The sequence below is a fragment of the Bacillus sp. FSL K6-1338 genome (assembly GCF_038006965.1).
GTDB classification, from domain to species: domain Bacteria; phylum Bacillota; class Bacilli; order Bacillales; family Bacillaceae_G; genus Bacillus_A; species Bacillus_A thuringiensis_S.
In genome coordinates, this window is the sequence record NZ_JBBOWI010000001.1 from 2,272,609 (window position 1) to 2,294,162 (window position 21,554).

Consider the following 21,554-nt stretch of genomic DNA (forward strand, 5'->3'; position numbering starts at 1 on the left):
ATAGTTGTTGGTTTGTAATAATGAAAGGGAAAACAACAATGCTATCTATAGAAAAAGCTACAATTTTAGATGCTGAGAAATTAACAGAAATAATGAAAAGAACATTTGATGCAGAAGCAAAACAATGGCTATACGGCCAAGATAATGTCATTGATTATAACATTCAACCGCCAGGATATTCTTCAGTTGAAATGATGGAATATTCCATTGAAGAATTGGATTCTTTCAAAGTTGTCATGGATAAAGAAATAATCGGAGGGATAATAGTTACGATTTCTGGTAAGTCGTACGGTCGAATTGATCGTATTTTTGTAGATCCTGTTTATCAAGGAAAAGGAATTGGATCACATGTTATGAAATTAATAGAAAAGGAATATCCGAACATAAAGATTTGGGATCTCGAAACATCTAGTAGACAAATTAACAATCATCACTTTTATAAAAAGATAGGTTACCAAATGATTTTTGAATCGGAAGATGAGTATTGTTACGTGAAAAGAATAAAAACAAGCTCAAACAAAGAGAGTGTAGTTACAAATAAAGATATGAAAAATAGTCAATACGAAAACTGTAATTTAGCAAATACAGAGTATTATCAAGTGAATTTAAAAAACAGTTCATTTGTTGGTAGCAATATAATGAATACGAATATGAGTAATTGTAATGTAAGTCAATCAAAGTTTAGAAATATAAATTTTAGAAGGTCATCATATGCAGATTTAAATCTTTCTGGCAGTAAATTTAATTTGGTGACTTTAGGTGGAGTACAATTTAAAAATACAAGTCTCGGAGATGAGAAGGAACCTATTGTATTCGATAAATGTGATTTGGAAGGTAGCACCATAAGTAATAGTAATCTGAAAAATATTGAAATAGAAAATTGTGATATAGTCGGCATGAAACTAAATGGTATTCTGATTGAAAATTTGCTTAATTTATATAACAAGGTGAAAAGTTAACCATATCCATATAGTTGTTAATCTTTTAGGAAAATAAGTATTATATCGAAATAATTATGTGAAAATGACATAAAGAAATACGAGTGAGAAGGTCATTCATACACGTTTCTAGAATACACACAAACAAATATATTGTTATTTATATGGAGGAGAGAAAGATGGGGATCAACGTTAGAGCAGTAGAAATACAAGATGCTAGAGCAATTCATCGTATATGTATACAAGATGAAGTTTTACCGTATATGGTTTTCTTACCTAGCATGCGTGTAGACGCTATGGAAAATAGAATTCGAAATTTAGCACCAAATCAATTTGAATTTGTTGCAGAATATGATGGAGAAATTGTTGGGTTTGTAGGTTTAACACAAAGTCCGGGACGAAGATCTCATTCAGGCGATTTATTCATTGGGGTCGATAGTGAATATCATAATAAAGGAATTGGGAAAGTACTTCTTACGAAGATGCTTGATCTGGCTGATAATTGGTTAATGTTAGAGAGAGTAGAACTAGGTGTGTTAGAAACGAATCCAAAAGCAAAAGCTTTATATGAAAAATTTGGATTTGTAGAAGAGGGAGTAAAGATAGGGAATTTGAAAGCTCAAGGAAAGTTTATTAATGAAATTATGATGAGTCGTTTTAGACCGGATGGTTTAATTGTACATAATTAATAGTTAAAAGCATGACAGTATACTGTCATGCTTTTTTATTAGAATTTGGCTGTAATAAAAATAATACTAAACCAATAAAAATAACGGTAATTCCTAGTCCTTGTTGTAAAGAAATGGTCTCATGTAATATAAAGTACGCTAGTATACAAGTTCCAATTGTTTCTCCTAAAATGCTCATGGAAATTAAAGTAGCACTCATCCATTTTAATAACCAATTAAAAATGGTTTGTCCTAAAATTGTAGCAATGAAAGCTAATCCAATAAAGCACAACCAAGTTTGTGTAGAATAATGGATGAAAGATTCTTGTTGCGTGAAAGCAAATATGCCAAGAAAGCCAGCACTACTTCCATAACTAATTACCGAATATGGTATAAGTGCCAAATCTTTACGAACGTGTTGGCTAATGAAAAAATAAGCAGTAATGATACCGGCAGCGATAAATGCTAAAATATCTCCATATAAAGCTGCTCCACTAATTTGGAAATCTTGCCAGCCAATAACGATACTACCTGAAATAGCGATGAGGCAACCAATAACCGCTCCTTTCGTAAATCTCTCCTTAAATAAAAAATAAACACCAATCATTGAGAACAAAGGTTGTAGCGTTACGATAACTGTAGAGCTTGCTACAGAAGTATATTGTAATGATTCAAACCAAAGTACATAATGTGCAGCTAAAAATAGCCCAGATATGGATCCGAATCCCCATTGTTTTTTCGTTAAAGTTTTTAGCTCATCTCGACTATTTTTATTAAATAGTAATAACGGTAACAGAATCAGTGTGGCAAAGAATAATCGGTAAAAAGCAATGATTGTAGCAGGAGCATCTGCCAATTTTACAAAAATTGCAGAAGTTGATAAGGCGAATACACCAAAAAATAAGATGCAATATGAAAGAATAGGTGATTTCAAAGTTTGTCCCTCCGATAGAATGTTTATTATAATAAACTTAATACGATATAATGTACAAAAGTAAGTATATAAGTCCCAGAGATGATAGGGAAGGATTATTTGCCTTTGTTTAGTATGTCAGCACAAAGACAAAGAAACATGCATTATGATGGACGAAAGGAATTTTTACTATGATACATGATAGGCTTGGACAAACGGTATTAAGTTACCGTAAGAAAAATAACATGACAATTCGTGAATTCGCTGATTATGCAGGGATTAGTACATCGTTAATTAGCCAAATTGAAAGAGGGCATGCTAATCCTTCTTTAAATGTTTTGGAATTAATTGCAAAAGCATTAAATGTACCGCTGTTTACACTTTTTATTAACGAAATTGATACAGATTCGCTCATTTCTAAGAAAAAAGATCGAAAAAAAGTATATCGGGAAAACAATAATCACATTGTATATGATGTATTAACACCTGATTTTATGAAAGCACGTATTGAAATGCTAATGATGGATTTAAATAAACAAGCAAACACAACAGAAAGCCATTATTCCCATGAAGATAAGGAAGAGATTGCTGTTGTTATGAAAGGGGAAGTGTATGTGGAATTGGAGGGAAAAGAATATTTTTTAGAAGAAGGCGATGTTGTACGTATTCCACCGAATGTGAAGCATCGATTTTTGAATAAAAGTGATGAATCGAATCACATTTTATTTGTACTGACACCATCTTTAGGGTGAAAATATAGTGATTTTTATCCCGCATTAACGGGCAGTAAGACCTCCCTCAAAATTCAGCGAAAGTAAAGAAGTTAGGTGGGGGATTAACTGCCCATAAATGCCCGATTGGTAAGGGCTGATTAAAGTTTCACTTTATTAGGGGAGATAGAAAATGGAAAACAAAAGTATTTTAAAAGGCGGCCTTTCAATTATTTCTCAATGCAAAAAAGAAACAAATGATATTTGGCATGCGCATTTTGGAGCAGCTGCAATTGCTAGTTATTTTTTTATGAAAGATAATAATATTGATGAAGAAACAGCTCGTAATATGTATTCGCAAACAAGGATGATGCTGAACAAGAAAAAAATTGGTGAGATGATTGATGATAAAAAAGAAATAGATTTTCAAATTGCGGAGAATATGATTATAAAATCTTTAGAACAAACGATTGATGAACTTCATTGGGTGGGGCATAACGTCATTTATGCGTCATTAAGTTTATTGGCTATGAAAGAGCTACAAAAATGGGGCGATAATCAAGCAATTGAAGGGATTACTACTCTTATTTTATCATTTCGAAAAACAATTCCAGGTAGATCGTGGATTGGTTATACGACGAAAGAAGTAAAACAATTAAGTTTTGAAGATGAGATAAAAAGTGAATTGAGTAATCCAACACAAGTATCTCAGTTCATTTTAAATGAGTTATCGAAATTTAATAGTATTTATCGAGCGGAATCGCATCATGATTTAATTGGGCATTTGCTTACTTACTCCCACGCAATTAATATAATGTACGATTTAGGGCATATAGATATATTTCAACGAGGGATACGCCCGCTTTTAAAACTAGTATACGTACTACGAGCTAGCCAAAAGCTCAAGCTGAATACGGGAATAACTTTACACTCACCTATAGATCGATTACCTTTAATTCAATCTAAACGTGCAAATATTTTACCAACTGAAAATATATTTTGGATAAAAGACTATAGTGAATTCGATTGGGATTTTGGTCATGTATTTAAATTCTCATATAGTTATTTTAATCATATAAAGAGAGCTCCAGATTATAAAGATATAACATTAGAAAAATTCCGGTATGTTATTAATTCTTAATGAACGTTAATAATCTGTAAGAGGGAGCTTAATCTAGTTTCTTTTTTGTTAGTAGTATATTATTTTTTCAAATTTGTAAGATTTTACATGCGTATTTTACTTTTACTAATTATGTAAGTAGGCTATACTGAAATACATACATTTTATTTTTGGAGAGATGTAAAACGACATGGAACTAGCGAAATTAGAAAAAGTAATTGAAATAAAAAAAGAAGAACTTTTATATTTAGTATCGGATTATGGAATTCAACATGAAAAAGTATTGGCATTGAGTCAAGAACTAGACAAATTAATCAATTACTTTATGTTTTTAAAATAAAGAGAACTATGACGTGGTTTGTATATGTTATAGTTCTTTTTTATTAGGTAATTTGAAAATATATTCAAATATATTGTCTAATTTCTTACAGAATGCGCAACTTGCTAGTCGAATATAAGGACTTTTGGTTATAATAAAAAGGAATTATTAATTGTATCGGTTAGGAGCGCAGCACATATGAAAACAGTTGTTGTTATCGGTGGAGGTATAACGGGACTTTCTACTATGTTTTATTTAGAAAAATTAAAAAAGGATTATAATATCGATTTAAATTTAATTCTTATTGAGAAAGAAGAGTATTTAGGTGGTAAAATCCATAGTGTGGAAGAAAAGGATTTCATTATGGAGTCAGGAGCGGATTCAATCGTTGCTCGTAATGAATATGTTATGCCACTTGTAAAAGATTTAAATTTAGAAGATGAAATGGTATATAATGAAACGGGTATTTCTTACATATATTCTGAAAACATGTTACATCCGATTCCTTCTGATACTATATTTGGGATACCGATGAGCGCCCAGTCTTTGTTTAGCAGTACGCTAGTCTCAACGAAAGGGAAAATCGTAGCTTTAAAAGATTTCATAACGAAAAATAAAGAGTTTACGAAAGATACATCACTTGCTCTATTTTTAGAAAGTTTCTTAGGGAAAGAGTTAGTGGAAAGACAAATTGCTCCTGTACTTTCAGGCGTATATTCTGGTAAATTGAATGAGCTTACAATGGCATCTACATTACCGTATTTACTGGATTATAAAAATAAGTATGGAAGTATTATTAAAGGTTTTGAAGAGAATAAAAAACAATTTCAATCAGCAGGAAATAAAAAATTCGTATCATTTAAAGGTGGACTATCTACGATAATTAATCGCTTAGAAGAAGTGCTTACTGAAACTGTCGTAAAAAAAGGTGCTATAACGACGGCTGTAAGTAAGCAAGAAGATCGATATGAGATTTCTTTTGTAAATCATGAAACAATACAAGCTGATTATGTTGTTTTAGCAGCTCCGCATGATATAGCACAAACTTTATTACAGTCTAATGAGTTAAATGAGCAGTTTAATACATTTAAAAACTCATCTCTTATAAGTATTTACTTAGGATTTGACATACTAGATGAACAACTACCAGCTGACGGCACAGGGTTTATTGTAACGGAAAACAGTGATTTACATTGTGATGCTTGTACATGGACAAGTCGAAAGTGGAAACATACATCCGGTAAACAAAAATTATTGGTAAGAATGTTTTATAAGAGCACCAATCCGGTATATGAAACAATCAAAAATTATAGTGAAGAAGAATTAGTACGAGTAGCTTTATATGATATTGAAAAGAGTCTCGGAATTAAAGGTGAACCAGAAGTAGTCGAAGTTACAAATTGGAAAGATTTAATGCCGAAATATCATTTAGAACATAATCAAGCGGTTCAAGCATTGCAAGAAAAAATGACGAATCTTTATCCAAATATATATTTAGCTGGTGCCTCATATTATGGTGTCGGAATTGGTGCGTGTATTGGAAATGGAAAGAATATAGCCAATGAAATAATGGCTACATTAAATGAATAATACTGTAGAATAAATAAAAACTGTTCCTTCAGCAAAATGGAGGAACAGTTTTTATTTATTTTATTTGAATGGAAATTGTATTGTTTTTTACATTGTTTTCTTTTATTGTTAATGTTATTTCTCCAGACTCTTTAAATGAATACGGTGATAGTTGATAAATATCTTTTATATCATGTTTTTCTTGTAATTTATTTACCGGTATTGATACGATATTTGGCTTCCATGTTTCTTGTTTTCCTGAAGGATATTCTATAAGTATTACCGGATTTTTTAACTGTATTGTTTTCCAAGAGACGAAATATAGTTGTACTTCTGTATTTTTTTTTAATAATTCTTCGGAGAAATAACCGAATTCGCCTACATTACCGAAAACAGTATAGTTTTGATTTTTTAATTTAATATCTAAATAACTAGGTTGATATGTTACCGCATGATAAGTTCCATATGAAAGTGAGAGTATGGCAGCGATTAAAATACCGATTGAAAATGTCCTAAAGCTATTACCTTTAAAGCTAGTCATCATGAATGAGTTTGGTGTGAATTTTTTTGCGAATAAAAAAATAAGTAATATGAGTAAGAGGGATAAGCTGATGAATATATACATAGGAAATCTTCACCTCCACAATAAAATAAATATTAACTATATTTTACCATAAATGTATGGGGTAGGTTGGTTGTTTAGAAGGAGAAAATGAAGAAACAATTTCTTTACAGTTCTTGATAATTTAAAATTCGATTTATGGAAATTATAGCGTCATGTTTGAGGTGCAATCAGAAGGTATCTAATTCGTGTATATAGAATTAAGAGAGAATGTGCCATTAGAAATGTTTGATTTATGGAACAATAAGGACTTTACTAATTATACATATTTTTTCTGATATAATGAATGAGTAGAGAGAAAGGAGTGATCCTATGGCATTTCCTATATTAGAAACAGAACGCTTACGTTTAGTTGAAATAGAACAATCTTATTGTCAAAAAATATATGAAATCTTTTCATTGGATGAAGTGACGTGTTACTACGGTATGAATTCTTTTACGGAGTTTGGACAAGCTTCACGTATGATCGAATCTTTTTCAAAAAATTACTTTGAGAAAAAGGCAATACGATGGGGAATTGTGTTAAAAGAAACGAACGTTTTAATAGGAACAATTGGACTAAACAATTTACAATTATGGAGTAAACGATCTGAGATTGGATATGATCTGCATCCTCGCTATTGGGGAAATGGTTATGCTTCAGAAGCAGCTGGAGAAATTATTGATTATGGATTTAAAGATTTAGGTTTGTTTAGAATTGGAGCTATTACATATCCTGAAAATGTTACTTCTTGTAGAATGTTATCTAAAATTGGCTTCCAAAAGGAAGGGTTATTGCGCGGATATATTCATCAAGGAAATAAGCAACACGATGCATTATTGTATTCTATAGTGCGAACTGATGTTGAGGACATAAATTTATAATAAAAAAACCTCTTAATTAAAAGAGGTTTTTTTTATTATAAATTAACCTAATTTAGGTAATAAACGTTCTCCGCTTTTCATGCTACTTTTACATAAAGGGCATTTAGGCTCTTCTTCAAATGAAAAGTTCTTTCTCATCCATCCTAAACAATCCTCTGATTCACATTCCCAAACAGGGGTTTGTTCTGGTGGTACTTCTGCTACATCGTTCTTTCGATTGCGATACATGTAACCACTCCTTTTATGTAAAAAATTTTAGTTATATATTAAAAAGGTTGTTAACCTTGCTGGTAACAACCTTTTTATTGTTTGAATTATAGCTTTACAACGTTTTTAGCTTGAGGTCCGCGGTTACCTTCTTCAACTTCGAAGCTAACTTCTTGACCTTCGTCAAGAGACTTGAAGCCGTCGCCAGTGATAGCTGAGAAGTGAACGAATACGTCGTTACCGTCTGCAACTTCGATGAAACCGAAACCTTTTTCGCTGTTAAACCATTTTACTTTACCTGTTAATGTCATGGTAATGCCTCCTAAAAGTAGAAAAATTACAATATGATCGGCCTTATTTGAATGAAAATAAAAGTTCACATATTATCAAAAACCCATAAGGAGTACAAAATGTCCCTGATTGATACTTGATAATATGCAAAGAAAATATAGTGTTAAATTGACCTTAATTACTATCTTACAACAAATGGTGGGAAATAGCAAGTGCTGGTAATACCACTGACTAATCTGGGTGATAATAGTAAAGGCACAAAGGCATCTCTTTTATTTATATATTATTCCTAATTTGAATTTATTCCAAACAAAAATCATTTATATGAAAAAATAAGTTTAAATAAAAGGCTAAATATTATTTTAATATTACTGACGAGTACCATAATTAGGAGGATAGAATATTGCAAAATAAACAATTTAAAATAATTGAAGCAGCAAAAGAAGGAAGAAGAAAAGTTCATCCTGTTTTTGCTGTCATACTCGCGATTATATTTTTAACTTTAGGTGAATTATTTATGTTGTTTATGCTGATCTTACCGAAAGCAGAAACAACTTTTATGAAGGCGATTTATAGCGACATTGAGATGATATTAACGTTTGGCGGCGCAATATTTTTGGTGTTTTTATGGATTAGATTTGTAGAGAAAAGATCATTTTCATCCATTGGTTTTTGGAGAAATCAATGGATAAGAAAATATTTGAGAGGTGCATTAATAGGATTTGTTTTCATTTCAATACCAGTAATTTTACTCCTATTGGCAGGAGTTGTGACACTACAAATGCAACAAATTACAGTAACCGCTATGTTGGGTATTGTAGGTTCTTTAGTTGCATTTTTAATACAAGGGGCAACGGAAGAAATTATTGTACGAGGTTGGTTATTCCCGGTTCTTTCTGTTAGAAGTCGTATATGGGTTGGGATTGTTGTGACGTCTTTCTTATTTGGTTTTCTTCATTTACTTAATCCAGGTATTACAACTCTTTCAATATCGAATATAATATTAGTTGGTGTATTTGCAGCTGTTTACGTTTTAAAAGACAGTAGTCTGTGGGGGATTTGCGCATGGCATTCCATTTGGAATTGGGCACAATATAACGTCTACGGTTTTGCAGTTAGCGGGATGACCATATATTCAACGCCGCTATTTAAACCTACAACAAATGGCCCCGAATTCCTTCATGGAGGTTCGTTCGGAATTGAAGGTAGTATCATTACAACAATCATGCTCGCTATTGCTTCAATTGTTTTATGGAGAAAGTTATGGGAAGAAAAGTGAAACAACGAAGTTTTAGTTAATGAAAGGGGGAGAAACTATGGGGATAATAGCATTTGAGGGAGCAAGCGCTGTTGGTAAAAGTACCACGTGCCGTGAATTAGAAAAGAATTATGGTGCTTATATAATACCTGAAGTGAATTCTTTATTTGAAAGGCCAAAAAATGAACATAGAACATGGTATTTTGAAAAACAAGTTGAGCGCTGGAATATAGCTGTTCAGAAGTCAGAGCAATATGAATTAGTAATACTCGATGGCGATATATATCAGCCACTTAGTTATAATTGGTGTTTTCATTTTGATCTATTTAATCAGCCATTATCTGTAATAGAAAATTTTTATAAAGAAAAGATGATAAATAGGGAAATTGGTTTTCCGGATCAATATTTTTATTTATATACGAACGATGAAGAACTTAGAAAGCGGAAAGTATCTGATGAAACGAAAAGAAGGAGAAACTTTGAAAAACATTTACATATATCAAAATCGTTTCAGTGTTATTATGAAAATTTAAATTCTGTTACAGATGGGTATTGTAAATTAATTGAGGCGAAAAGTGTAAAATCGAATGAAATAGAAATTGTAAAGAATTTAAACAGTTTAAATGTTTGTGAAGAAAGACGTTTTGATGTTTCGAGGTTAGATGCTATTACGAAGTGGTTAAAAGAAAATCGTGCATAAAGTAAAAACAACGAGTGTTATTTATCGCGCTCGTTGTTTTTTGTTTCTTTATAAATATAAAGGGAAAATTTGTAGAATATTTTCAATATTTAACAGAATAATCTTTCAATTTTAAAGAAAAAGAAATACAATATGAGGAAGTATATATAAATAATATGATAGGGGATGGGATGCGATATTTTGAATGAAGGAACAGTTTTTATATAAGAAGTAATTAGGTAGTAAGAACAGAGATATTTGGGAGGAAACAAGCGCGATGAAAACACTATTTAAAATAATAGGTATTCTAGCTGGTATGGCGGTAATTGGAGTAGGTTTAACATATGGTATGCTGTATTATTTAAATAATAGTAAACCAGCTGCGAAAAAGGCATCACCAGCTGCTCCAGCAGTAGAAGTATTAGCTGATAGTAATGTAAAAGCAGAAGATGCAAAGTTTTTAGAAAATGGCAATTATTCATTGCCGAATAGTGGTTTTAATAAAAATTTTAAATGGACAGATGAGAACATACAGACAGCATTACATGAAATGGCACATCAAAAAGCGAAAGCTGATCAAAAGTGGGGCTATATTTTTATTACACAAGAGCGGATTGAAAGCTTAATTGATATTGTAAAGAGTAATGATCTTGTACAGGGAAGTACATATGTAGAAATTTTAGAACGATGGAAACAAGGAAAATATGAAAAAGTTGATGCAGATCACAATAAGATTTGGAAATTACAAAGCGGGAATTTAGGAGAAGGAAAAGGAGTAATGTCGGAAGCTGAGCAAAAAGAATTAATTAATCAAGTGTTTATGAACAAAGGTACATATTCAGGTAGTAAATTAATTGCAGGCGGGGGACAGACTAATAAATAGTATACTAATTAATGAAAAAGAGTAATTGCTTATTAGGCAATTACTCTGTTTATATGTAAGTCTTAATATTTTAGTCTCGTTCAAGTAAGGAAAGAAACAACTGTAATACCGGGGAAATCCATCTGGATTTATGATAGATTACATGACTTTGAATAATGGTTGGAGTTTCGATAGGCTGAAAACATAGTTGTTCTTTTTGGCAACTTTCTTGTACAACGATATAAGGAAGAATTGAAATGCCTAATTCACACATAACGGATTGTTTAATGACTTCAACATTGGAAGTTTCAAATGTTTTAGCTGGAATATTTCCACTTTGACGTAAAAAACGATCTACCATTGGCCTATAGCCGCAGCTTTGTTCTGTAAAAATGAACTGGGTGTCCTGTAATAACTGGAATGGATTTGCGTGTGCAGCGGAATAAGCTGGTAAAATCCATCCAAATGTTTCATTACTAAAAGTACGCGTAATAAAATCATTATGTTCTATACTTTCTCCAATTATGAAGACAACGTCTGTTTCTCCTTCACGTAATTTTTGTAATGCTTGTTCATTTGTGTTTGTTTCAAGTACGATATTTACTTTCGGATTTTTCTGTTTGTAAGTACGTAATAATTGTGGTAATCGGTATACCGCTAATGATTCATTAGATGTAATACTTAATGTACCTTCTAAATAATCTGTATTTTGGGGGATTTCTTGCGCTTTTTCATATATTGCAAGTAATTCTAATGCATAAGGATGAAATTGATGACCTGCTTTTGTAAGTAGCACTTTTTTCCCTAACCGATCGAAAAGAGGAATATGTAAATCGTTCTCTAAAGCTTTCATATGTGCTGTAACAGTAGATTGCGCATAACCTAGCGCATGAGCAGCTTTAGAAAAATTACCATACTTCACAATGGCGCAAAATGTTTTAACATGTCTCATTTCCATAAGCGATCCCTCTTTTATTATCATGATTTGTGAATGATTATATCATGTATTTTAATTTTCCAAATGATTAAATTCCGTATAAAATAAAATTGTGGAAATATTCATTCAAGTGATATTGGAGGAGAAAAGATGATCAAAAAGGGCTATCATGTAGCTGTTGTTGGGGCTACAGGTGCGGTAGGGCAAAAAATTATTGAACTGTTAGAGAATGAAATGAAGTTTAATATAGTTGAAGTTACATTGCTTTCATCAAAACGATCCGCCGGTAAGAAAGTAAGATTCAAAGGACGAGAGATAATTATACAAGAGGCAAAAACAACTAGCTTTGAAGGTGTAGATATTGCCTTTTTTAGTGCTGGGGGAGAAGTATCTAGACAATTTGTAACTCATGCAGTTTCTAGTGGTGCGATTGTAATTGATAACACAAGTGAGTACCGAATGGCACAAGGTGTACCGCTCGTTGTTCCGGAAGTGAATGCGCATACTTTAGAGCGGCATAAAGGTATTATTGCAGTTCCAAATTGTTCAGCATTACAGATGGTAACTGCACTTCAGCCGATTCGAAAATCATTCGGTTTAGAAAGAATTATCGTTTCAACATATCAAGCTGTATCGGGTTCTGGCATTCATGCGATTCATGAATTACAAGAGCAGGCTAAGTCTATGCTTGCTGGTAAAGAAGTGAAAAGTGATATATTACCGGCGAAAAAAGATAAAAAACATTATCCAATAGCGTTTAATGTACTGCCTCAAGTAGATATATTTACAGACAATGATTTTACTTTTGAAGAAGTAAAGATGATTCAAGAAACGAAGAAAATATTAGAAGATGAAAACTTGAAAATGGCAGCTACTTGTGTACGTGTTCCAGTCGTATCAGGGCATTCAGAATCGGTTTATATAGAACTGGAAAAAGAAGCAACCGTTGCGGAAATTAAGGAAGTATTAATGGATGCACCAGGTGTTATTTTGCAGGATAACCCTAGTGAACAGCTGTATCCAATGCCATTATATGCAGAAGGGAAAATAGATACATTTGTCGGAAGAATACGTAAAGATCCTGATACGCCAAACGGATTCCACCTCTGGATTGTTTCCGATAATTTATTGAAAGGTGCGGCTTGGAATTCAGTTCAAATCGCAGAGACTTTAGTGGAAAAGGGGATACTTTAATATAGTTTGAAAAATTGGGGAATCGTTAATGATTTCCCGGTTTTTACTCATTGAAAGTTGGAGGAAGTATGCCTTTTTCTGAGGTGAATGTGAACTTTAAAAATAAAACTTATACTGACTTTTGGAGGGAAGATAAGAATAAATTGATGCCTAAAAGATAAATGGGATAAGATGGTAATATAAAGAGTGCATATACACTGGAGGGATTACCAATGCTAAAAGTTATGTTACCATTTGTTCTTATCTTTTTTCTTGTTATTGCGATGTATATTGCTTATCAAAAGAGAAAAAAATCCGAGATAAAAGGATTGAAAAGTGCGCTAACTTCTATTTGTTTCTTTTCACTCGCAATATTAAATATGTTTGCATATTGGTTTCATTTTGGCGGTGTTTTTACTTGGTTATTTTCAATTGTATTATTGCTAGTTGGTGCATATTTTACAAAATATATTCCAATATCTAAAAAGGTACATTAAAATTTATAAGAGTTTACATGCAATGTTTACTTTTTTGAAAAGAGATTATTCTACTAGATCGTTGTGAAACGATTTCATAGGACAATCTCTTTTGTTTAGTTTTGGAAAGAACGTACTGTGATTTGTAGTTGCTCAATAAATTCTCGAGTGGCAGCACACATATATTTATCTTTTCTATAAATAAGCCCTATTTCAATTATTGGAGTAGGGTTTTCTATTTTAATAGCTTGAATGTTTTTATTTTGTAAAAAGTCTATATATGGTTGTGGTAACACTGTAATTCCCATTCCTTTAGAAACCATTTGGATTAAAGATTCCATCGTACTAATTTCTAAAATTGGTCTTGGTCTAAAGTTGAATTTTTGACAATGAGATGTAATTAGTTCGGTTAAAAAGAAATTTTTAGGTAAAAGAATTAAAGGGTAGTTCTGTAGTTCAGTAATAGATACATGATTACGTTTAGCTAATCGATGACCAGTTGGCACGACCAATGTAAGGTCGCTTTTGTATAGAGGGATGGAGATAATTTCTTTATCTTGCACCGGGAGAAATGTAATGCCGATATCTAGTTCGTTTTGTAATAATTTTTCACGAATATCTCCTGTACGAAGCCCTAATACAGAAAGCTCTATATTGGGATATAAATTATTGAAATTTAAAATAGCTGGTGGTAGTAAATAATTTACGACGGTTAACAAAGCCCCTATTGTTAAGGAACCTTGCTGTAATCCGTTTAGGTCTTGAAGGGCTGAACGAGCTTGTTCGACTTCATGAAAAATGGTTTTACAATGTGATAATAAAATCTTCCCTGCTTCAGTTAAAGATATTTTTTTACCAATTCGATCGAAAAGTGGCATTCCTACTTCATGCTCTAATGCACGTATTTGTTGACTTAGTGAAGGCTGTGAAATATTTAATTTCTCAGCTGCTTTTGTGAAATGTAATTCTTTTGAAACAGCTAAAAAGTATTCAAGTTGTCGTAATTCGATTGAAATCACCTCAAGTATAATAATAGGTTATACCTATCATTATTATATAAATAATTGAATTGAACAATGATTTTAGAGGTTTTATAATCATCTTTATATAGCAGAGAGGGTTGTAAAAATTAATCGAGAGAAAATACATGTAACACCTTTAAAGGAGGAAATAGAATGGCTAATGAATATCGATTATTATCTTTAAATATAGGATTACCAAAAGAGGTTACATACGGCGGAAAAGTAATTCATACAGGCATAAATAAGAAACAAGTAAAGGAACCGGTATATTTATCCTTTGTAAAGTTTAATGGAGATGGACAGGCGGACTTAGTTCATCATGGAGGAGTAGATAAAGCAGTTTGTGTTTATACTGGTGATCACTATCCATACTGGGAACAAGAATTGAATCAAGATCTTGTATATGGGGCTTTTGGAGAAAATATAACAGTTAGTGGTATGCGCGAAGAGGATGTTTGTATTGGTGATACGTTTGAGCTAGGACAGGCAATCGTACAGGTAACACAACCAAGGCAACCTTGTTTTAAATTAGCAAAAAAATATAATATTCCAAAGTTACCACTATATTTTCAAGAAACAGGATATACAGGATTCTATTTTCGCGTATTAAAAGAAGGATGGGTATCATCAGTCGATACATTAAAAAGACTACAGTCTGATCCAAAAGGTGTTTCAGTAGCGTTTGCTAACCGTATCATGCACAAGGAAAAACAAAATATTGAAGGGATAAAAAGGATATTAGAAGTAAATGCACTTTCAAGTAGTTGGAGAAAGTCTTTTGAAAAGCGTATAAGTGGAGAAGAAATTAATACGAAGGAAAGACTTGAAGGGATAAAAGACTAAAAATATTTTATTATAAATAGTGTATTTCTATTAGTAAAAGCTAATTAGAAAGCGCTATTTTTATATAATAAACTAATTAATATCCAAAAATCTTAATATTGTTTTATTCGACTTATTTTCAAATAGTCAAAACATAAAATTAATTAGACTTTTTTTTTATGTTTTATGATAGTATATTGATTGGTAAGACCTCTATTTTTAAGAGTAGGTCATATAAGTATATCTAATTTAATGGAATTTAACATTTGGAGGTACAACATGGGGAATGTTGAAAAAATGGCAAGTCTTCTAATAGAAGAACCGAAAAGAGAGCAGTTATTTCCTTTATTTGAAGAAGTGTTTGAAATTACAACTCAAACATTGAATGATTTTTCGGATAAAGGGTATTGGGATGATACATATAAAGCTTTATCATTTTTACAAGAAGATAAAGTGATTGCAAATGTTGCGGCATTTTCACTCCCATTATTAATTAATGGAGAAAAAATAAATGCGGCGGGTATTCAATCAGTAATGACACATCCTAATTTCCGTAGACAAGGGCTAATGAAACAATTAATGGGTAAAATGATAGAAGAAATCGATAAGAAATGTGAATGTACATTATTGTTTACGGAAAACCCTGAACTATATACAGCGTTTGGATTTAAAGTTGTGCAGGAATATTTGATGACTATACCATACGATAAAAACAATAATAACGATTCACTACTTAAAAAATTAGATTACTATAATGTAGAGAATAGACAGTTAATACATGAAACTATTGATAGTGGCCAAAGACTTTCAAATAATTTTTCAACTTTAAATTTCCGTCCTTCATTTTATTTGAATATGTATGACTCGGAATGGAATGAGAAATTGTATTATTCAGAGAAACTAGATGCTTTAATCGTTTATGAAGTAGACAATGAAAAGTTGAAATTATTTGGAGTATTTGCGCCAGTACTTCCGGTTTTAGATGAAATATGTGGAGAAATCAATGAAAGGTTTACGGAAATCGAATTTTATTTTTCTCCAGATCAATTAGGGATTGAGGATGTACAGTTTACAGAATTACAGTCTAGTAAGTATTTAATGGTTCGAAGTGATAAAGAGTTAGATTTTAAAGGTTATAAATTCCCAGTATTAGCGGAGTTTTAAATGTCTATATAAATGCTTTATATATCGTATATACCAGAACGTATTGAGCAACTCACTATAATGAATGTACCTGAATACTATAAGATTAATGACAATCATGCGTTTATTGTCCGTTCGAAAGCAGAAACTGATTTTTGGCTTAAAACACATTATGGTTTTGAAGTAATGAATGGTCATGTATTTTATAATGAGATGATGACAGACTTTCAAGCTGAAGTTCAGTTACGTATGAATCCAAATTCAAAATTCGATCAAGCAGGTCTTTTTGTTATGATTTCGGAGAACTGTTGGCTAAAAACATCTTTAGAATATATCCCTGAAGGGCCATCTCACTTAGGTGCTGTCGTAACGAATAATGGATATTCTGACTGGTCAACGCAAGATTATCCAACTGAAGAAGCTAAGCAACAAATTCGTTTTCGAATTATTCGAAAACGTGGTGATTATACAATATATGTGAAAAAGAGCCATCAATGGGAACAAATAAGAATCACTCATTTAATGGAGGATATAGGGAATGAGCCTATTAAAATAGGTTTTTACACGTGTAGTCCTTCTAAAAATAAGGGATTTGAGACTGAGTTTTTAAATTTTACAATTGAAGAAATATAGATGAAAAACCGTATTCTTTTCAGTAAGAATGCGGTTTTTGTATTTACATAATATAAAGCACATTTATTGACCAGAAAGTCATTAATGCTTATCATTTAATAATGTTAAATATTAATTTACATAATATAATAGAAGTAATGAAGAAATTACAAAATATATCGCTTAAATAAGGAGGGATATGAATTATTCAGTGGTAATTTCATGGAAAAAGGAGATTATGTATGAAATCATTTCGTAAGTTATTACAGTATTTAAAACCATACATGTTCTTCGCTATTATTGGACCGCTATTTATGGTACTTGAGGTTGCGATGGACTTAATTCAACCGACTATTATGCAACATATCATTGATGTTGGGATTGCAAATCGGGATTTAAATTATGTAATAAAAATGGGGCTTCTTATGATAGGGGCAGCAGCACTCGGTTTAGTTGGAGGGCTTGGGTGTATGATGTATTCTACAAAAGCAGCTGTTAATTTCGCTACAGACATAAGAAAAGATGTGTTTGCGAAAATAGAAACATTTTCTAGTAATAATCGTGATTCATTTGGAACAGGTAAATTATTAACGATTGTGACGAATGATATCACTTCTATTCAATCGGCAATGACGATGACATTACGTGTTCTCGTTCGTGGCCCACTGTTATTTATCGGAAGTATAATTATTGTTTTTGTAACAGCGCGAGAGTTATTTCCAATATTACTTGTAGTTGTTCCAATTTTATTACTTGCAATTATTTTAATTGCAAGTAAAGCAAGTGGTACATTTAAAAAGGTGCAAGAGGCATTAGATAAAGTGAATACAAAGTTACAAGAAAATTTATCTGGTGTGCGTGTTATAAAAGCGTATGTAAGACAAAAATATGAAATCGCTCAATTTGGAAATGTAAATACAAATTTAACGAAGATAAATATTCGAGCCGTGCAACTTATTTCTTTAATGATGCCAATCATTATGCTAGTTGTAAGTGGCGGGATTGTTGCAACATTATGGATTGGTGGAGAAAAAGTATTCAGTGGAACACTTCAAGTAGGAGCGATTTTGGCATTTATTAATTACTTGAATATCATTTTAATGTCACTTATGTCGATTAGCATGGTATTTATTCAAATTGCGCGAGCTTTTCCATCTGCGGATCGTGTAAAGCAAGTGTTAAATACTGAAGTTGATATTATAAGCGAAGCGAATGCGATTGAACCTGAGAAAATCGAGGGGAATATAGAATTTAAAAATGTTAGTTATAGCTATACGAAAAATAATGAATATGTTTTAAAAGATATTTCGTTTAGCATACAAAAAGGTGAAAAAGTAGGGATTATTGGATCGACTGGAAGTGGTAAATCAACCTTAGCGAAACTGTTACCACGTCTATATGATGTGGATCAAGGTGAAATATGTATAGATGGAATAGATGTTAAAACATATGATTTGCAAAAACTCCGTGCTTCAATAGGCTTTGTACCTCAGAAGGCGTTGTTGTTCTCAGGTAGTATAGAAGAGAATTTACGTTATGGTAAAGAAGATGCAACACACGATGAGCTGGAAGTAGCAACTGCATCAGCTTGTGCGACTGAGTTTATCAATAAGCTGGAAGAATCTTATCAATATAATTTAACACAAGGTGCAACAAATCTATCAGGTGGACAAAAACAACGTGTATCAATTGCAAGAGCACTTGTGAGAAAACCACCGATTCTAATATTAGATGATTCTACATCAGCAGTTGATGCGAAATCAGAGGCTACTATTCAAACAGCTTTAAAAACAAAATATAAAGGCACAACGACTTTATTAATTGCGTCCAAAATTTCTTCCATAATGGATGCGGATAAAATACTTGTATTAGATAATGGTGAATTAGTTGGTAATGGTACACATGAACAATTGTTAGAACAAAGTGAGGTTTATCAGGAAATTTATCTTTCCCAAGGTGGTAATTTGTATAAAGAAGGTGGGGAAGAACATGCGTAATTTTCAAGGACAATTTGCTAATAAAGGTAGAAGAAACACGCCAAAGATGGGAAAAGCTAAAAATGCTCAAGGAACTGTAATGCGGATATGGAATTATATGGGCTATCAAAAAGCTGCTCTTATGTTTGTTATATTTCTAGTAGTTGTTACTACATTACTTGGATTATTAGGTCCATATTTTATGGGAGTCATTATAGATCAATATATTGTACCGAAAGATTTAAGTGGTACAGCAAGAATGTGTATGTTACTTATCGCGATTTATGGTGTAACGGTACTTTTAACATGGTTACAAACGTTTGTCATGATTAACGTTGCATTAAAAACAATTCAAAAAATACGACAAGATATTTTTGAGAAAATCCAAACGCTTTCTTTACGGTTCTTTGATGTACGTTCTCAAGGTGATTTAATGAGCCGTGTGACAAATGATATAGATAATTTGAACCAAGCTTTGACACAAAGTGTTGTACAAATTATTTCATCAGCGTTAACTTTTATAGGTGTAACGATTGCGATGTTCGCCTTAAATTGGATTTTAGCAATTGTAACTTTAATTACAGTACCTATTATGTTTTACGTTACAAAAAAACTAGTTGCATATAGTGGTAAAAACTTTGCGAAGCGTCAAAAAGATTTAGGTGAATTAAATGGATTTATTGAGGAAGCAATTACAGGTGCGGATGTTACAACGTTGTACGGAAAAGAAAAAGAAACTGTACAAAATTTCAATAAAATTAATGAACAGCTAAGAGTTTCAGCTACGAAGGCTGATACATTTTCAGCTTTTATTTTTCCAAGTATGAACTTTATTAATAACTTAGGTATGGGGCTTGTCATTGGGACTGGATCAGTTATGGTCTTAAACGGAATGACAACAGTAGGTGTTATTGCGGCTTTTATTAATTATTCTCGTCAATTCTCAAGACCGTTAAGTCAATTTGCGACTTTAATGAATACAATTCAAGCAGCAGTTGCTGGTGGAGAACGTGTTTTTGAGATTATGGATGAGGTACCAGAAATTCAAAATAAAAAAGACGCATTTGTTGTACAAAATTTACAAGGGCATGTTGTACTTGAGAATGTTTCATTTGGCTACGCAGAAAATAAAACGATTTTAAAAGAAGTAAGTCTTAAAGCGCAGCCAGGAGAGACAATTGCTTTAGTTGGTCCGACTGGATCAGGGAAAACAACAATCATTAATTTGTTAACTCGTTTTTACGATATACAGCAAGGACAAATTCATATTGATGGAAAAGATATAAAAGATTATGATATTAATTCTTTACGAAGTAAAATAGGAGTAGTTTTACAGGATACGTATTTATTTGCAGGCTCGATTATGGATAATATCCGTTATGGACGCTTAGATGCTAGTGATGAAGAAGTCATCACTGCAGCTAAGGCAGCATCTGCACATTCTTTTATTAAGCATTTTCCAAATCAATATGAAACAGAAATTGCTTCAGAAGGATCGAATTTAAGTCAAGGACAAAAACAACTTCTTGCGATTGCACGAGCAATTTTAGCAGATGCAGATATATTAATTCTCGACGAAGCGACATCTAATATTGACACAAGAACAGAATTACAAATACAAGCAGGACTAAATAATTTAATGAGAGGTCGCACAAGTTTTGTGATCGCTCATCGACTTAAAACAATTGAAAAGGCAGATCAAATCCTTGTTATAAAAGATGGAAATATTTTAGAAAGAGGGAATCATGAATCTCTCATGGAAGATAAAGGATTCTATTTTGATTTGTATACGAGTCAGTTTAAAATATAGTAAAAGCATTGATATGTTGCGGTTTCTCTTGAGAGGAGAAACCGCATTTTTTTATATTTGAAAATATTATTATTCTAATGGTCTTTCACTACATATTTTAACAGCATCCTCCTGCATTCCAGGCAAAACATGTGAATAGCGATTTAATGTTATGAACATATCTTTATGACTGAAGTGTTCTAGATGTATACCTTGTTTCAAAAGTAGCGGACCATGTGTATAACGTAAATCATAAAATCGAACTTTAAAAATTGGGATTTAAATAAAAAGAGCGCAGTATAGCGCTCTGAGACAAACTATATATTTAGAGAGAAATCAAGATAATATATGGATATTGTTTGAGAATGTTGTAGGTTTTAATTAAAAATAAAGCACACATATAAGTGTGCTTTTATGAACGCTTTAGATTTGTATGACTATATAGTCAACATACAATAAAATATGCTTGTTTAATATAAATGTGTGTCAAATCTATAAAAATATATTTTAGTGTGTATAAGGAACATTAAATGTTAGTTAGCCAAGTCTTTTGTTTTTATCCCGCTATTTGCCGGGCAGTAAGG

General features: G+C 32.0%; 22 protein-coding genes and 2 pseudogenes. 18 read left to right on the top strand and 6 right to left on the bottom strand.

What is annotated here, in order from left to right:
* The first annotated feature begins 20 nt into the window (after nt 1-20).
* Nucleotides 21-959, top strand: coding sequence for a GNAT family N-acetyltransferase (locus NZ044_RS11800; RefSeq protein WP_003309472.1), 939 nt, complete (start codon nt 21-23; stop codon nt 957-959).
* A 158-nt stretch (nt 960-1,117) separates the two neighbouring features.
* Nucleotides 1,118-1,627, top strand: coding sequence for a GNAT family N-acetyltransferase (locus NZ044_RS11805; RefSeq protein WP_000512623.1), 510 nt, complete (start codon nt 1,118-1,120; stop codon nt 1,625-1,627).
* A gap of 25 nt (nt 1,628-1,652) precedes the next feature.
* Here NZ044_RS11805 and NZ044_RS11810 read toward each other — a convergent pair whose 3' ends face one another.
* Entirely contained in the window at nt 1,653-2,540 is an 888-nt protein-coding gene (locus NZ044_RS11810; protein WP_000841795.1) for a DMT family transporter, read from the bottom strand.
* Between the two features lie 170 nt (nt 2,541-2,710).
* On the opposite strand from NZ044_RS11810, the gene NZ044_RS11815 reads away from it, so the two are divergent.
* From NZ044_RS11815 to NZ044_RS11830, 4 genes are all read left to right on the top strand, one after another.
* Entirely contained in the window at nt 2,711-3,271 is a 561-nt protein-coding gene (locus tag NZ044_RS11815; protein WP_000581034.1) for a helix-turn-helix domain-containing protein, read from the top strand.
* A 151-nt stretch (nt 3,272-3,422) separates the two neighbouring features.
* Nucleotides 3,423-4,370, top strand: a complete 948-nt coding sequence (locus NZ044_RS11820) for a hypothetical protein (RefSeq protein ID WP_000428900.1) — start codon at nt 3,423-3,425, stop codon at nt 4,368-4,370.
* 169 nt (nt 4,371-4,539) lie between these two features.
* A complete protein-coding gene (locus NZ044_RS11825) occupies nt 4,540-4,689 on the top strand; it encodes an aspartyl-phosphate phosphatase Spo0E family protein (RefSeq protein WP_000417698.1) in 150 nt (49 codons plus the stop codon).
* Between the two features lie 177 nt (nt 4,690-4,866).
* Nucleotides 4,867-6,258, top strand: coding sequence for a protoporphyrinogen oxidase (locus tag NZ044_RS11830; protein WP_000860361.1), 1,392 nt, complete (start codon nt 4,867-4,869; stop codon nt 6,256-6,258).
* Between the two features lie 55 nt (nt 6,259-6,313).
* Here NZ044_RS11830 and NZ044_RS11835 read toward each other — a convergent pair whose 3' ends face one another.
* Nucleotides 6,314-6,862, bottom strand: coding sequence for a hypothetical protein (locus NZ044_RS11835; RefSeq protein ID WP_000275270.1), 549 nt, complete (start codon nt 6,860-6,862; stop codon nt 6,314-6,316).
* A 309-nt stretch (nt 6,863-7,171) separates the two neighbouring features.
* On the opposite strand from NZ044_RS11835, the gene NZ044_RS11840 reads away from it, so the two are divergent.
* Nucleotides 7,172-7,723 (top strand): GNAT family N-acetyltransferase, encoded by a 552-nt coding sequence (locus NZ044_RS11840; RefSeq protein ID WP_000885387.1) that lies wholly within the window; start codon nt 7,172-7,174, stop codon nt 7,721-7,723.
* A gap of 42 nt (nt 7,724-7,765) precedes the next feature.
* Here NZ044_RS11840 and NZ044_RS11845 read toward each other — a convergent pair whose 3' ends face one another.
* Both NZ044_RS11845 and cspD read right to left on the bottom strand, forming a co-directional pair.
* Nucleotides 7,766-7,951 (bottom strand): cold-shock protein, encoded by a 186-nt coding sequence (locus NZ044_RS11845; protein WP_000286203.1) that lies wholly within the window; start codon nt 7,949-7,951, stop codon nt 7,766-7,768.
* A gap of 86 nt (nt 7,952-8,037) precedes the next feature.
* On the bottom strand, nt 8,038-8,241 hold the full coding sequence (gene cspD / locus NZ044_RS11850; RefSeq protein ID WP_000176366.1) for a cold-shock protein CspD: 204 nt from the start codon (nt 8,239-8,241) through the stop codon (nt 8,038-8,040).
* Nucleotides 8,242-8,624: 383 nt separating this feature from the next.
* On the opposite strand from cspD, the pseudogene NZ044_RS11855 reads away from it, so the two are divergent.
* The 3 genes and pseudogenes from NZ044_RS11855 (at nt 8,625) to NZ044_RS11865 (ending at nt 11,041) form a co-directional block, all read left to right on the top strand.
* A pseudogene (locus NZ044_RS11855) lies at nt 8,625-9,520 on the top strand (lysostaphin resistance A-like protein).
* A complete protein-coding gene (locus NZ044_RS11860) occupies nt 9,520-10,179 on the top strand; it encodes an AAA family ATPase (RefSeq protein ID WP_003278212.1) in 660 nt (219 codons plus the stop codon). Before NZ044_RS11855 ends, NZ044_RS11860 begins: the two are co-directional and overlap by 1 nt.
* A gap of 256 nt (nt 10,180-10,435) precedes the next feature.
* The gene (locus NZ044_RS11865; RefSeq protein ID WP_000853596.1) at nt 10,436-11,041 is read left to right on the top strand and encodes a PRK06770 family protein; all 606 of its coding nucleotides are present in this window, start codon (nt 10,436-10,438) and stop codon (nt 11,039-11,041) included.
* 70 nt (nt 11,042-11,111) lie between these two features.
* On the opposite strand, the gene NZ044_RS11870 is transcribed toward NZ044_RS11865, so the two are convergent.
* On the bottom strand, nt 11,112-11,978 hold the full coding sequence (locus NZ044_RS11870; RefSeq protein WP_000425888.1) for a LysR family transcriptional regulator: 867 nt from the start codon (nt 11,976-11,978) through the stop codon (nt 11,112-11,114).
* Nucleotides 11,979-12,107: 129 nt separating this feature from the next.
* On the opposite strand from NZ044_RS11870, the gene NZ044_RS11875 reads away from it, so the two are divergent.
* The 3 genes and pseudogenes from NZ044_RS11875 (at nt 12,108) to NZ044_RS11885 (ending at nt 13,627) form a co-directional block, all read left to right on the top strand.
* Entirely contained in the window at nt 12,108-13,151 is a 1,044-nt protein-coding gene (locus NZ044_RS11875) for an aspartate-semialdehyde dehydrogenase (RefSeq protein ID WP_000591706.1), read from the top strand.
* A gap of 41 nt (nt 13,152-13,192) precedes the next feature.
* A pseudogene (locus tag NZ044_RS11880) lies at nt 13,193-13,312 on the top strand (C45 family autoproteolytic acyltransferase/hydolase); the annotation flags it as partial.
* 51 nt (nt 13,313-13,363) lie between these two features.
* Nucleotides 13,364-13,627, top strand: coding sequence for a hypothetical protein (locus NZ044_RS11885; RefSeq protein WP_000921855.1), 264 nt, complete (start codon nt 13,364-13,366; stop codon nt 13,625-13,627).
* 95 nt (nt 13,628-13,722) lie between these two features.
* Here NZ044_RS11885 and NZ044_RS11890 read toward each other — a convergent pair whose 3' ends face one another.
* Nucleotides 13,723-14,625, bottom strand: coding sequence for a LysR family transcriptional regulator (locus tag NZ044_RS11890; RefSeq protein ID WP_000623400.1), 903 nt, complete (start codon nt 14,623-14,625; stop codon nt 13,723-13,725).
* Nucleotides 14,626-14,781: 156 nt separating this feature from the next.
* Here NZ044_RS11890 and NZ044_RS11895 point away from each other — a divergent pair, with 156 nt between their 5' ends.
* The 5 genes from NZ044_RS11895 (at nt 14,782) to NZ044_RS11915 (ending at nt 20,991) form a co-directional block, all read left to right on the top strand.
* Entirely contained in the window at nt 14,782-15,471 is a 690-nt protein-coding gene (locus tag NZ044_RS11895; protein WP_001263005.1) for an MOSC domain-containing protein, read from the top strand.
* Between the two features lie 258 nt (nt 15,472-15,729).
* Nucleotides 15,730-16,614 carry a GNAT family N-acetyltransferase gene (locus NZ044_RS11900; protein ID WP_000528683.1) on the top strand — a complete coding sequence of 295 codons (885 nt, stop codon included), beginning with the start codon at nt 15,730-15,732 and terminating at the stop codon, nt 16,612-16,614.
* 12 nt (nt 16,615-16,626) lie between these two features.
* Complete coding sequence (locus NZ044_RS11905; RefSeq protein WP_000965798.1) at nt 16,627-17,226, top strand: DUF1349 domain-containing protein; 600 nt, start codon at nt 16,627-16,629, stop codon at nt 17,224-17,226.
* Between the two features lie 221 nt (nt 17,227-17,447).
* Nucleotides 17,448-19,202 (top strand): ABC transporter ATP-binding protein, encoded by a 1,755-nt coding sequence (locus NZ044_RS11910; protein WP_000834778.1) that lies wholly within the window; start codon nt 17,448-17,450, stop codon nt 19,200-19,202.
* Nucleotides 19,195-20,991, top strand: a complete 1,797-nt coding sequence (locus tag NZ044_RS11915) for an ABC transporter ATP-binding protein (protein WP_001243569.1) — start codon at nt 19,195-19,197, stop codon at nt 20,989-20,991. Before NZ044_RS11910 ends, NZ044_RS11915 begins: the two co-directional genes overlap by 8 nt.
* Nucleotides 20,992-21,554: the final 563 nt, after the last annotated feature.

Bases quoted from the DNA above. Each gene is read 5' to 3' on its own strand.
- NZ044_RS11800 (WP_003309472.1), top strand. From the start codon at position 21: ATGAAAGGGAAAACAACAATGCTATCTATAGAAAAAGCTACAATTTTA.
- NZ044_RS11805 (WP_000512623.1), top strand. From the start codon at position 1,118: ATGGGGATCAACGTTAGAGCAGTAGAAATACAAGATGCTAGAGCAATT.
- NZ044_RS11815 (WP_000581034.1), top strand. From the start codon at position 2,711: ATGATACATGATAGGCTTGGACAAACGGTATTAAGTTACCGTAAGAAA.
- NZ044_RS11820 (WP_000428900.1), top strand. From the start codon at position 3,423: ATGGAAAACAAAAGTATTTTAAAAGGCGGCCTTTCAATTATTTCTCAA.
- NZ044_RS11825 (WP_000417698.1), top strand. From the start codon at position 4,540: ATGGAACTAGCGAAATTAGAAAAAGTAATTGAAATAAAAAAAGAAGAA.
- NZ044_RS11830 (WP_000860361.1), top strand. From the start codon at position 4,867: ATGAAAACAGTTGTTGTTATCGGTGGAGGTATAACGGGACTTTCTACT.
- NZ044_RS11835 (WP_000275270.1), bottom strand. From the start codon at position 6,862: ATGTATATATTCATCAGCTTATCCCTCTTACTCATATTACTTATTTTT.
- NZ044_RS11840 (WP_000885387.1), top strand. From the start codon at position 7,172: ATGGCATTTCCTATATTAGAAACAGAACGCTTACGTTTAGTTGAAATA.
- NZ044_RS11845 (WP_000286203.1), bottom strand. From the start codon at position 7,951: ATGTATCGCAATCGAAAGAACGATGTAGCAGAAGTACCACCAGAACAA.
- cspD (WP_000176366.1), bottom strand. From the start codon at position 8,241: ATGACATTAACAGGTAAAGTAAAATGGTTTAACAGCGAAAAAGGTTTC.
- NZ044_RS11860 (WP_003278212.1), top strand. From the start codon at position 9,520: ATGAAAGGGGGAGAAACTATGGGGATAATAGCATTTGAGGGAGCAAGC.
- NZ044_RS11865 (WP_000853596.1), top strand. From the start codon at position 10,436: ATGAAAACACTATTTAAAATAATAGGTATTCTAGCTGGTATGGCGGTA.
- NZ044_RS11870 (WP_000425888.1), bottom strand. From the start codon at position 11,978: ATGGAAATGAGACATGTTAAAACATTTTGCGCCATTGTGAAGTATGGT.
- NZ044_RS11875 (WP_000591706.1), top strand. From the start codon at position 12,108: ATGATCAAAAAGGGCTATCATGTAGCTGTTGTTGGGGCTACAGGTGCG.
- NZ044_RS11885 (WP_000921855.1), top strand. From the start codon at position 13,364: ATGCTAAAAGTTATGTTACCATTTGTTCTTATCTTTTTTCTTGTTATT.
- NZ044_RS11895 (WP_001263005.1), top strand. From the start codon at position 14,782: ATGGCTAATGAATATCGATTATTATCTTTAAATATAGGATTACCAAAA.
- NZ044_RS11900 (WP_000528683.1), top strand. From the start codon at position 15,730: ATGGGGAATGTTGAAAAAATGGCAAGTCTTCTAATAGAAGAACCGAAA.
- NZ044_RS11905 (WP_000965798.1), top strand. From the start codon at position 16,627: ATGCTTTATATATCGTATATACCAGAACGTATTGAGCAACTCACTATA.
- NZ044_RS11910 (WP_000834778.1), top strand. From the start codon at position 17,448: ATGAAATCATTTCGTAAGTTATTACAGTATTTAAAACCATACATGTTC.
- NZ044_RS11915 (WP_001243569.1), top strand. From the start codon at position 19,195: ATGCGTAATTTTCAAGGACAATTTGCTAATAAAGGTAGAAGAAACACG.